Here is a 1189-nt window from a genome sequence, read left to right as displayed (position 1 = left end):
CGACGTCCCCCCGCCTTGAGTAGCGGGATGCTTTGGAGCCCGTTGTCACTTTAACTGCTTTGCGTAGTCCGCGGGCGTCAGCCCGCCCAGCGCCTTCTTAGGTCTTTCTTCGTTGTATTCCCGGCGCCATGTTTCGATCTCAGTGCGTGCATGAAGCAAGCTGGGAAACCAGTGTTCGTTGAGGCATTCGTCACGGAAGCGGCCATTGAACGATTCAATGTAGGCGTTCTGATTTGGCTTGCCGGGTTCGATCAAACGAAGCTGCAAGCTGCGCTCATGTGCCCAGGCGACCATGGCCTTCCCGCAGAATTCTTTGCCGTTGTCACTGCGAATCACCTTCGGTAAGCCATGCGTGAGTGCAAGACGGTCAAGCACGCGCGTCACACCGATGCCGGAAATCGCACGCTCGACCTCAATGACCACCGCCTCGTGAGTGGCATCATCGATGACCGTCAGACACTTGATGACACGCCCATCGGCCGTGCGATCAAATACGAAGTCCATCGACCAGACCTCGTTGGGCGCCGTGGGGCGAAACAGCGGTTGCCGCTCCCCCATCGGGACCTTCTTTCGCTTGCGCCGACGTACCTGCAACCTTTCCTGCTGATACAACCGCTCCACGCGCTTGTAGTTCACCAGCTCACCTTCCTGTCGAAGTTTCAGGTGAATCATCCCCACGCCATAGCGCTTGTGTCGTTGCGCCAAAGCCACGATCCGCTGCCGCAACGCCACGTTGCGGTCCGGCTGTGCCTGGTAGCGATACGCGCTGGCGCTCATGCCCACAATGGCCAACGACCGTCGCTCGCTCAGTCCTTTGTCGATCATCTGGCGCACCCACTCACGCCGGGCCGGTGCGCCTACGGCTTTTTTCGTAGCACGTCTCGGATAACCTCGTTCTCAAGCATCTGCTCGGCCAATAGCTTCTTCAGCCGTGTGTTCTCCATCTCCAGCTCTTTCAGGCGCTTGGCATCCGGCACGCTCATCCCGCCGAACTTGCTGCGCCACAGGTAGTACGAAGCCTCGCTGAAGCCGTGCTTGCGGCACAGCTCCTTGATCGGCATGCCGGCGTCCGCCTCACGCAGGAAGCCGATGATCTGTTCCTCGGTAAAACGCTTCTTCACGTCCAATCTCCTTCCGTTGCGGGATTGGACTCCAAATCCTTGCGCTACTCAAAACCGGGGGGACGTCG

General features: G+C 59.1%; 1 protein-coding gene. It reads right to left on the bottom strand.

The genetic code is table 11. The features are described from left to right. Positions 1-45: 45 nt before the first annotated feature. A protein-coding gene (locus IEX75_RS24030; protein ID WP_423373285.1) for an IS3 family transposase occupies positions 46-1061 on the bottom strand; the annotation gives its coding sequence in 2 pieces (ribosomal slippage) (positions 46-863 and positions 863-1061; 1017 coding nt in all). Positions 1062-1189 lie beyond the last annotated feature (128 nt).

Source organism: Dyella nitratireducens (assembly GCF_014642835.1).
GTDB lineage: Bacteria > Pseudomonadota > Gammaproteobacteria > Xanthomonadales > Rhodanobacteraceae > Dyella_B > Dyella_B nitratireducens.
This window is presented reverse-complemented; position numbering and strand designations above follow the sequence as displayed.